The organism is Amycolatopsis sp. NPDC054798, assembly GCF_053611505.1.
Map to the genome: position 1 here is coordinate 25,770 of NZ_JBSHAM010000084.1, position 10,094 is coordinate 35,863.

Sequence of the window (10,094 nt, forward strand, 5' to 3'; positions counted from 1 at the left end):
GGGCCTCCGGGTCCGGCGGCCGGATCATCCGGCGGAGCACGAGAACCACCCCGCCGGGCAGCGTCGAGACCAGACCGAGGACGCCGTAGCCGACCGCGACCGTCACGCCCTGCTCCGCGCCCAGTCCGGCAGCGGCGAACGAAACCGCCGCGGTCCCCTCGCGCGGGCCGAACCCGCCGACGTTCAACGGCATCCCCATCGCCAGCAACGCGAGCACCAGCAGCGGCAGCAGAACGCTCAACGGCGCGGTCGCGCCAGCTGCCCGGGCGGCGACCACGAACAGCGTCAGGTGCCCGGCCACCGCGAGCACGGACCAGCCGGTGACGCCGGGCCACGCACCGAGCACACCGGCCCGGAGGTCGGCCGCCCAGACCTGCCGCAGCCGTTGCCGCATCGCGACCGCCACGACGACCAGCGCCGCGGCCACGATCCCCAGGCAGATGAGCACCTGGCGCGGCAGCAGCTCCGGCCGGAAGACCACGACCGCCAGTCCGGCGACGACCACCACCGTTTGCCCGGCGGCGCGTTCAAGCACAACTGCCCGGACGCCACGACCGACGTCGCCGGATCGTCGGCCGTGCTGCACCGCGCGGTGGACGTCGCCGAGCACGCCTGCCGGTAGGACGCCGTTGAGGAACTGCGCGCCGTAGTAGTCGCCGACGGCTTCGCGGAACGGCAGGCGCAGCCCTAGCCGAGCCGCGACCAGCCGCCAGCGCGCGGCGCTCGCGAGGGTGGTGATCACCCCGATGACCAGCGCTGTTGCGATCGGACCGGGCCCCAGCGCGCGCAGACCTCCGGCGAAAGCGCCGGTGCCGAACCGCCACCACAGTGCGGCGATGAGCGCGGCCCCGGCCATCAGTCGCAGCCACCGCATCAACCCACCGCCAAGATTCCGCCCAGCCGCGCCGCAGCGGCGGGCCACCCCTCCAGTGTGCGCGCTCGCGCGAGCACCGCGGCACGGAGTCGTTTCCGCAGGTCAGGGTCGTCACGCCAGCTTCGGAGCGCGGTCGCCAGCGCAGCCGGGTCGCCAGGCGGGACGAGGACGCCGGGTTGCTCGCCGTCCGGTGCGCGGCCGAGAGCGTCCGGAACGCCGCCGACGTCCGAGGCCAGTACCGGAATCCCGCGTGCGAGCGCTTCGGTGACGACCATGCCGTAGGTCTCCGCGTGCGAGGGCAAGACCAGCAGGTCGGCTCGGTCGTAAGCGGCTTCCAGCGCTGCCCCGGAGAGTGGGCCGGTGAAGCGGGCTCGGGGGTGGCTCAAGCTGGTGGCGTAGGCCGGGTTTCGGGTGCGCGAGCCGACGAAGTCCACACGCAGACCGTCCACTTCGGACAGTGCTTGGATGAGGACGTCCTGTCCCTTGCGCGGGGTCACCGCGGCGACGCAGATCAGCTGGGACACCCCGTCGGTCCCGGACGCTCGCGGGGCCGGATCGGTCCCGGGCGGGGCGACGTGGACGGCGGCGAGGCCGTGGCGGCTCTCGACGGCGCGGGCGGCGGCTGGGCTGGTGACGATGACCTGGTTCGCGAGCCGGAGGGTCTCCCGTTCGCGGGCGTCGAGGTCGGCCGCGCGGTGCGGGCTGTCGTCCGCCAGCGGCAGATGGACGAGCACAGCCAGGTCGAGCCGGGCCGTGTGCGGGGCGAGCACATCCGGCACTCCGCAGGCGACCAGGCCGTCGAGCAGCACTTTCGCACCGTCGGGGACCTCGGCGAGAACCTGGTCCAGCTGACGCCTCGCGTCCTCGCCAGGGTCCGGCCAGGTGCCGTCGACCGGTCGCAGCCGTACCGGCAAGTGCTCGGCGACGCGGCGGTCGTAGGTGTTGCCGCCGCTGGGCACGCTGCGGTCGTCGACGTCGCCGGGCACCACGAAACAGGACAGTCGCACGCTGCCTCCCTCCTCGAAGGAGACAACGGGCGACGGGGCGGTCTGGTTCAGCCTTCGAACGTGTCCGGGTCGGGGCCGGTGCGACGGCCTTCGTCGAGGCCGCTGAGGACGTCCAGGTCGCTGTCGCTGAGGGAGAAGTCGAAGATGTCGATGTTCTCCCGCATCCGCTTCGGCGACGAGGACTTCGGGAACACGACGTTGCCGAGCTGCACGTGCCAGCGCAGCACGATCTGGGCGGGCGTCTTGCCGTGTTTCTCCGCCAGTTCCGCCAGCAGCGGGTCTTCGAGCACCTCGCCCTGGGCGAGCGGGCTCCACGCCTCGGTCACGATGCCGTGCGCCTCGTGGTAGGCGCGCAGTTCCGGTTGCTGCAGCGCGGGATGCAGCTCGATCTGGTTCACCGCGGGCACCGTCGGCGATTCGGCGGCCAGCCGTTCCAGGTGCGCGACCTGGAAGTTGGACACCCCGATCGCGCGGGCCTTGCCGGCGCGGTGAAGTTCCTCGAAACCGTGCCAGGTCGCCACGTACTTGTCCTGTTTCGGCAGCGGCCAGTGGATCAGGTAGAGGTCGACGTAGTCCAAACCGAGCCGCTGCAGGCTGCCCTCCAGCGCGTTGATCGCGTTGTCGTGGCCCTGCGCGTCGTTCGCCAGCTTCGTGGTGACGAAGATTTCCTCGCGCGGCACGCCGGAATCGCGGATGCCCTCGCCGACGCCTTCCTCGTTGCGGTACATCTGCGCCGTGTCGAGGTGCCGGTACCCCGCTTCCAGCGCTTCGCGCACCGCCGCGGCCGTCTCCTCCGGCGGGATCTGGAAGACGCCCAGGCCGAACTGCGGAATCCGGACGCCGTTGTTGAGTTCTAGCTGCGGAACGCGGTTCGTCTCGATCGTCATGTCGGCGACCTACCCGTGCCCGGCGGCGGCGAAACTCGCTCGATCAGGCAGCGACAGTCTCGCCGAGGGCCAGTATTTCGCCCGCGCCGGTCACCGCGAGACAGCGCCGGACCGCGTGTGCCGTCCCGGGCACGACGGCGAGTTCCGGAATCCGCTCGTGCGCGTCGAGCAGGGCGCGGACGCCCGCGCAGCTCAGGAACGCGACGCCGGACAGATCGACGACCACCGGCCCGGTCAACGGTGCGACGGCCGCTTCGAAAACGTGTGCGGTGGCCGCGTCGAGGTCGCCGGCCAAGGCGAGGTGGATCACGTCCGCCCGCCTCGCCGCGCGGACAGTCAATTCCACCGGGGCGGTGACGCCCGGAAGATGGTGAGTCATGGGTTTGCGCTCCTTTCGCAGAGACCTGCTTGGGGCGCTGACCGCAGTATGTCCTGGACAACAGCCAACACTGGCGACCGTACGCGTTCTGCCAGTGCGGTCAACCCGGGCAACGGGAAGGTTCACTCACGCGGCTGCTGAGTCCGCCTGTTCGGGGGGTGCCTGCCCGCCAGGGGTTTCCGCCGGGCCGCGCAGCGGCTGGGTCCGGCCGGGCGAGTGGCGGCAGCCCGCCGGTTTGCCCGGCGGGTGCCCGAATCAGTTCATCGGCCGTTCACTCGCGGGTCGCCTGGCCGGTGCCAGCCCGCTCGATCGACGGCCGGGCCGCGAACTGCCCGCCGAGACGGGAGTCCACTGTGGACCGTCAGTCGCGGAGGGCGAGCTTCGCCAGTTCCTCGTCGAAGTCGAAGCAGCGGTCTTCGGAGCCGACCGGGACCTCGTCGTAGGTGCGGTCGAGGAAATCGGCGAGTTCGTTCGCCGCCGCTTCCAGGACGGCCGATCCGTCCGGAGCGTTCAGCTCGACGAGCACGCGGCTGTCGTCGGCGGCGGGCCGGACCTGGACGTCGCCGTCGCCCGCGGGGGCGAGCAGGCCGTCGGCGAGCAGATCCCGCCCGAACAGCCAGCGCACGACCCCGCCGCCGGCGTGGTAGCCGACCGACACGGCGAACGGATCCGCCGGGTCGTATTCCAGATCGGCGCGCACCGGCAGCGGAACGGACCCGAACGTGCGCAGCCCGAAGATGATCGTCGCGCGGACGACCTGCGGTTCGGTTTCCACGACGGCGCCTCCCTCGTTACCCGGTCGCGAACCTGTCCGGACCGAAGTGAATGTTTCTCAAGTAGTAACGCGCCGTAAGAGCCTAAGCTGCCCAACCGGGCGGATTTCACTCCAACGGTGGAGATCTACGTCTCAGTTGGCTACGCAAGGGCAGCATTGACAGCAGGAACGGGCAGTGCGTCCCTGCGCGCCCGTGCTGGGCGAGAGCGGCCGCGACCTGCGAAAACGGAGGGCCACGATCGTGGATCCGGCCGGGCCCGGATTCGGCGAGGACGACGGAGACCGCGGTTTTCGCCGCTGAAACGAGACCGGAAATCGGCCGGGCCGAAACGGTTCAAAACCGAACGGCGACTCGATTGGCGCGGCTGCCCGGGTTCACCGCGAACAAGCGCCGAACGGCCATTCGCCGGATAGCGGACTCCCCTGTCGGGCACTGTCGCGCGAACCCGGCCCGGCTCGTCCCGGCTCCGGAGCGGATCAACGCGCCATCGCCGCGCAGACGAGCCGGGCCGCCCCGAGCGCCAGCGCCAGATATCCCAGCACCAATGCCGCGGTCGCGCGGCCGCGGCAGCCAGCACCGGCCCGGGCCCGGCGCATTCCGAGGTGGCCGAAGACAATTGCGAACGGCGGCAAGAGCAACGGCCCCAGAACAGCGATCGGCTGGGTGTGCACGGCGTCGCCGAAACCGCTGCCGAGGCTCCGGCCGGAGTAAGTCGCGACGAACACGAGCCAGCTGAGGATGCTGAGCACGAGCGCCGCGGTGGCTGCTCTGGTCGACGTCGGTTCACCCATGTCGCGAAGCCTGCCAGGCGGGGCGGGACCGGTCCTCGCCGCGGACGCTCAACCGTTCACCGGTTCCACTCCTCCAGCCGCACGCCCAGCAGTCCGGCCGCCGCCCGCAGTTCCTTCCTCCGGTCCCCCGGCACCGCGTGCACGTGATTCGCCCCGAAGCGCGACAGAAACGTCTCCGCCGCGACGTCCAGGCGGGCGAAGGCGTGCGGCCACTCCCGCGTGGACCGCGACACCAGTTCCTCCGTCGTCCGCTCGTCGTAGTTTTCGAATTCCCCGAGCACCAGCTGCATCCGGTATTCCCCGGCCGATCGGCTCAGCCGCGCCAGGGTCATCCGGCCCGGGGCGGCGATGTGCTGCACGGAAGCGCCGCCCGCCGGGAAGAAGAACACCTCCGGATACAGGTGCACCTTGGCGAGGTTTTCCGCGGGATCCTCGCTTCGCGCCGCGAACCACGTCGCGTGCTGGCCGGAGTTGCACAAATCCCACACGTCCCGGTCCGGGTGGTAGTGCCGGACGTCGGCGAACAGCACCGGCGTCCCGGTGATCCGGTGCATCAGCTGCATGGTCAGCGCGCCGTCCATGTCCGCCTCGGTCGCGGTGACGTGCACGGCTTTGGGACCGTTCCAGTCGTAAGGATCGTTGAGCAGCGCCTCCGCGACATCGGCGGTCGCGAAGTGCTCGGTCAGTTCCGGTTGTGCTTTGATGCCGGAGAAATCCAGGTGCCGTTCGGCGGCGACGTCGCGCACCGCCAGGTACAGGCGCAGTTGGCGTTCCAGCAATTCCGGGGTGAGCCGATCGCCGTCGTAATGCACGGTGGCGTGTTGTTCCAGCCATTTCCGGCCGTGCGCTGCTTCCTCAGAACTGCCGGATTCCGCGCGGCGGACCAGTTCGTACTGGTCGATTTCCTCGACGTCCACGCCGAATTGGCGCATCCACTGATCGGTGTTGGCCACCGCGGTGTTCATGCCCATCGGCCGCCCGCCGAAGCGGCCGAACGTCGAACCGCGCAGCGACCCGACCGCTGCCGCGGCGCTCGCGTGCGCGCCGACTTCGGCGATCAGCTCCGGGTCGGAAGGCGCGCCCCACAAACGAGTGTGCGCCCGGCCGATCTGGTCGAGCGCGCCTCCGGCGGCAAGCATCCCCACCAGGCCGGGCTCGGTCGGGTCGGTGCTCGCGACGAGCAGCAGCGGGCCCGGCGTCGCGTCCGCGGCCAGCATGGTGAAGTGCGGGAACGCCCAGACCGCGTAGTACAGCACGGTCACGTCCACCGAACTCGCGGCGACCGAGCGCGCGGCCGCGGTGGCGGTGGTGTTCGTGGCGACCAGTCCGCCGGTGACGACGTCATGCCCCGCCTCGGTCAACGCGGCGGTGAACTCGTCCGCTTTGGACCGGATGAAGCCGGTGTTCCGCCGGTGCACGTGGTCGCGTCCGTCGGATACGGCAAGGACACCGATTCGCGCCATAGGTCAGCTCCGGTTCAGCTCGGCGTACACCTGGGCGGCGTTGTCGCGCGTCACCAGGCGGGTGGGCAGGGTCTGCGTCTTGGGCACGGTCTGGCAGTCGACGAGCAGTTTCTTCGCTGCCGCAACGGCTTCCTTGCCGCCAGTGGGATAGAGGAACGTCGCCGACAGCCGGCCCGCCTCCACCGCTTTGATGCCGCCCTCGGGCACCGGCAGGCCGTCGATGCCGACGATCGGCAGGTCCGCGCGGCCCGCGTTCTGCGCGGCGATGCGCGCGCCCTCGGCCATCGGGTCGTTCTCGGAGAACATCGCCTGCGCGTCCGGATGCGCCTTCAGCAACGCGTCCGCCTGCTGCTGTCCCTTGTCCCGCAGCCAATCCGCGTCCGCGCTGCCCACCACGGTGATGTTGCGATCGGTGATGCCCTGGTTGAACCCGTCGCTGCGTTCCTTGGCGGGCGTCGACCCGGCGAGCCCCTTCAATTCGACGACTTTCCCGCCGTGCGGCAGCAATTTCTCGGCGAAGAACTTGCCCGCCTGGCGGCCGATGTCCACGTTGTCCGCGCCGATGAAGGACGTGTACCCGTCGCCGTCGACCTTCCGGTCCAGCACGAGCACCGGAATCCCCTTTTCGTACGCCTTCTTCACCACGCTGGTGAGCGGCGTCGCCTCGTTCGGGCTGATGATCAGCAGGTCGATGCCCTGGGTGAGGAAGGTGTTGACCTGCTCGACCTGTTTCGCGTTGTCCTGTGCGGCATCCGCGTAGCTGACGCTGAACTGCGGCACGCCGCCCGCGGCCTTGCGGACGTCGTCGTCCATCCGGACGCGGTACGGTTCGGCGAGATTCGCCTGGCTCATCCCGATTTTGTACTTGCCTCCCGCGCCTTGGCACTGTTTCGCGGACGGCGCGGTGCCGGACGCCGCGCCCGGCGCGTTCTCGTGGGTGGTGCCGCACGCGGTGACGGCCGAGACGAGGGCCAGCCCCGCCAGTACCGTCCCGCCGCGGAGGATGCCGGACATCTGCTCCTCTTTTCCCCGAACGTCCTATGCCGTGGCCGGGCGCAGCCGCTGCAGGCCCGCGGCGAGCACGATCACCACGCCGACCACGATCAGCTGGACGTTCGAATCGATGTCGTTGAGCTGGAGAATGTTGTCGAGCACGCCGACCAGCAAGGCGCCCGCGACGGTGCCGGACACCGACCCGCGCCCGCCGGACAGGCTGGTCCCGCCGATCACGACGGCCGCGATGGCGTTCAGCTCGTAGCCGGTGCCGTCGTTGGGGCCGCCGAAGTTGTACTGTCCCGCATGGACGATCCCGGCCAGCGCGGCGAGCAGCCCGCACAGCCCGAAGACCAGCACTTTCACCCGGATCACCGGCACCCCGGACAGCACCGCGGCCTTTTCGTTGCCGCCGATCGCGTACACGTGCCGGGAGAACGCGCTCGACCGCAGCACCAGCACCGCCAGCACCGCGACGACCACGAAGAACAGCGCCGGGATCGGCACCACGCCGCCGAACGTCCGCTCGCCCAGCAGCGAGAACGGCACCGAAGCCTCGCCGGGACCGTCTCCGTAGGCGATCGAAACGCCGTGGCCGCCGGACCACATCCGGGCGATCCCGCGCGCGATCTGCATCCCGGCGAGCGTGACGATGAACGACTGGATCCGGAACCGTGCGCTCGCGATCCCTTGCAGCAGCCCGAAACCGAAGCCGAGCGCGAGGATCAGCAGCACGCCCGGCACGAGCCCCCAGCCGCCGCTGGTGAGCAGCAGCGCGACGCCGACGCTGGCCAGCCCCATCACCGAGCCCACCGACAGGTCGATGCCGCCGACCAGGATCACCAGCGTCATGCCGACCGCGATGATGCCGATCTCGGAAATGGCGCGGACGACGTCGAGCAGGTTGCCGCTGCCGAGAAACACCAGCTCGCCGTCGCGGTGCGGGGAAAAGACGATCGCGGCGGCGAAGACGAGAACGAGCCCGAAGACGCTCTGGAACCGGAACACCGCGGCCAGCACGGAACGCCCGGTCACCGGACGTCTCCCATCGACGCGGCGAGCAATTCCGCTTCCCCGGCACTGGCGGTGTCCAGCTCGTGCACGCTGCGTCCGCCGCGCAGCACCACCACGCGGTCGCACACGCCGACTAGTTCAGCCGGTTCCGACGACGCCAGCAGCACGCCGACGCCGCTCCTCGCGGCCTCGCCGAGCAGCCGGTAGATCTCCGCCTTCGCCCCGACGTCCACGCCGCGCGTCGGCTCGTCCAGCAGCAGCAACACCGGTTCGGTGAGCAACGCCCGGCCCAGCACCACTTTCTGCTGGTTCCCGCCGGACAGCGAACCCACCGGATCCGCGAGCGACCCGAGTTTCACGCCGAGCCGCCCCGCCTCTTCCCCGGCCACCTCCCGCTCGCGGCGTCCGGGCACGATCCCGAACCGCGCCAGCCGGTCCACAATGGACAGCACGGTGTTCGCCACGACGGAATGCTCCAGCGCCAGCCCCGCGATCCGCCGGTCCTCCGGCACGAACGCGATCCCGGACCGCAGCGACCGGCGCGGCGAACGCGGCCGGAACTCCTTGCCGCGCAGGAAGATCCGCCCGCCGACCAGCTTTCCGCCGGAAGCGCCGTACAGCGTCTCCAGCAGTTCCGTCCGGCCCGCGCCGAGCAACCCGGCGACCCCGACGATCTCCCCGGCCCGGACCGTGAGGCTGATCCCGTCCGGCTCCCGTCGCCCGGCGCGCGGCCGCACCACGAGATCCTCCACGCGCAGGACGTCGTCCTGATCCGGTTCGGACACGCTGTCCGCGCGGAACATCAGGTGCACCGGACGGCCCACCATCGCCTCGGCGGCCCGCTCGGCGGTCAGCTCCGCCGCGCTGAACTCCGCGACCACCTCGCCGTTGCGCAGCACGGTCGCGCGGTCCGCGACCCGGCCGATCTCGTCCATCCGGTGCGATACGTAGACGATCGCGGCCCCGTCGGCGCGCAACTGGTCGATGACCGTGAACAGCCGCTCCACCTCGCGCGGCGACAACGCCGACGTGGGTTCGTCCATCAACAGGATCCGGGCGTCCAGCGACAGGGCTTTCGCGATGGTGACGAGCTGCTGTTCGCCGGTGCGCAGCCGTTCGACCGGCGTACGCGGATCGAGGTCGACGCCGGAACGCTCCAGCACCTCGCGCGTGGCGGCGACCATCCGCTTCCGGTCGACCGTGCCGCCCCTGGTGTGCGGTTCGCGGCCGAGGAAGACGTTCTCCGCCACCGAAAGCGCGGGCACGAGGTCGAGTTCCTGGTGGATCATCGCGACCCCGGCGCGGCGCGCGTCGGCCGGGCGGGCGAACCGGACCGCCTCCCCCGCGATCCGGATCGCCCCCTCCCCCGCGGCGATCTCTCCGGACAAGATCTTCAGCAGCGTGGACTTGCCTGCCCCGTTCTCGCCCAGCAGTGCGTGCACCTCCCCCTTCGCCGCGGTGAAGTCCACCGCGCCCAGGGCACGCACCCCGCCGTAGGTCTTGCTGACGCCGGCCAGCTCGACCAGCGCGGCGCCACCGTCGCCCATGTCCCGCCCTCTCGGCCCGCCCCACGTCGAGAAATCGATTACCCGCGACGGTAGGGGCACCCCACCGGAGTGTCAAGGGTCACATTTTCCCAGGTTGTGGGGAGTGTCGGCTCCGGTTCCGCCCGCCAGGGCCTGCTCGACCGAGGCGGCCCCGAACGCGGCGCGCGAGACGAAAGTTCGCGAGGGGGTCCTGAGGGAATCAGAGTCAATGGCAGGAACTTAAGCCGCGTGGCCTCAGTCTCGCTGACCGTCCACAAGTGACGCCACTGCCACCGAAATGCCTGATTCACCCTCATCTGCCCGTGTCTGAGGTCCGTGAGGGCCACCCTGAGGGAATCTGATTCCCTCAGGGTTCCCCTCACG

Annotated in this window: 9 protein-coding genes and 1 pseudogene; all 10 read right to left on the reverse strand. The window is 70.5% G+C overall.

What is annotated here, in order from left to right:
- Window positions 1-64: 64 nt before the first annotated feature.
- A pseudogene (locus ACWGIC_RS35400) lies at window positions 65-874 on the reverse strand (lysylphosphatidylglycerol synthase transmembrane domain-containing protein); the annotation flags it as partial.
- On the reverse strand, window positions 874-1,881 hold the full coding sequence (locus ACWGIC_RS35405; protein ID WP_452080287.1) for a glycosyltransferase family 4 protein: 1,008 nt from the start codon (window positions 1,879-1,881) through the stop codon (window positions 874-876). The pseudogene ACWGIC_RS35400 and the gene ACWGIC_RS35405, both read right to left, overlap by 1 nt.
- Before the next feature lie 47 nt (window positions 1,882-1,928).
- A complete protein-coding gene (locus ACWGIC_RS35410; RefSeq protein ID WP_452080288.1) occupies window positions 1,929-2,768 on the reverse strand; it encodes an aldo/keto reductase in 840 nt (279 codons plus the stop codon).
- A 43-nt stretch (window positions 2,769-2,811) separates the two neighbouring features.
- On the reverse strand, window positions 2,812-3,147 hold the full coding sequence (locus ACWGIC_RS35415; RefSeq protein WP_452080289.1) for an STAS domain-containing protein: 336 nt from the start codon (window positions 3,145-3,147) through the stop codon (window positions 2,812-2,814).
- A 361-nt stretch (window positions 3,148-3,508) separates the two neighbouring features.
- Window positions 3,509-3,922: an SsgA family sporulation/cell division regulator gene (locus ACWGIC_RS35420; RefSeq protein ID WP_037818751.1), complete on the reverse strand. Its 414-nt coding sequence runs from the start codon at window positions 3,920-3,922 to the stop codon at window positions 3,509-3,511.
- 477 nt (window positions 3,923-4,399) lie between these two features.
- Entirely contained in the window at window positions 4,400-4,714 is a 315-nt protein-coding gene (locus tag ACWGIC_RS35425; RefSeq protein ID WP_452080290.1) for a hypothetical protein, read from the reverse strand.
- Between the two features lie 56 nt (window positions 4,715-4,770).
- Complete coding sequence (locus tag ACWGIC_RS35430) at window positions 4,771-6,177, reverse strand: L-fucose/L-arabinose isomerase family protein (RefSeq protein ID WP_452080291.1); 1,407 nt, start codon at window positions 6,175-6,177, stop codon at window positions 4,771-4,773.
- Between the two features lie 3 nt (window positions 6,178-6,180).
- Entirely contained in the window at window positions 6,181-7,191 is a 1,011-nt protein-coding gene (locus tag ACWGIC_RS35435; RefSeq protein WP_452080292.1) for a substrate-binding domain-containing protein, read from the reverse strand.
- Between the two features lie 24 nt (window positions 7,192-7,215).
- Window positions 7,216-8,205 carry an ABC transporter permease gene (locus tag ACWGIC_RS35440; protein ID WP_452080293.1) on the reverse strand — a complete coding sequence of 330 codons (990 nt, stop codon included), beginning with the start codon at window positions 8,203-8,205 and terminating at the stop codon, window positions 7,216-7,218.
- Complete coding sequence (locus ACWGIC_RS35445) at window positions 8,202-9,731, reverse strand: sugar ABC transporter ATP-binding protein (protein WP_452080294.1); 1,530 nt, start codon at window positions 9,729-9,731, stop codon at window positions 8,202-8,204. The genes ACWGIC_RS35440 and ACWGIC_RS35445 overlap by 4 nt, the downstream gene beginning before the upstream one ends.
- Between the last annotated feature and the right edge of the window lie 363 nt (window positions 9,732-10,094).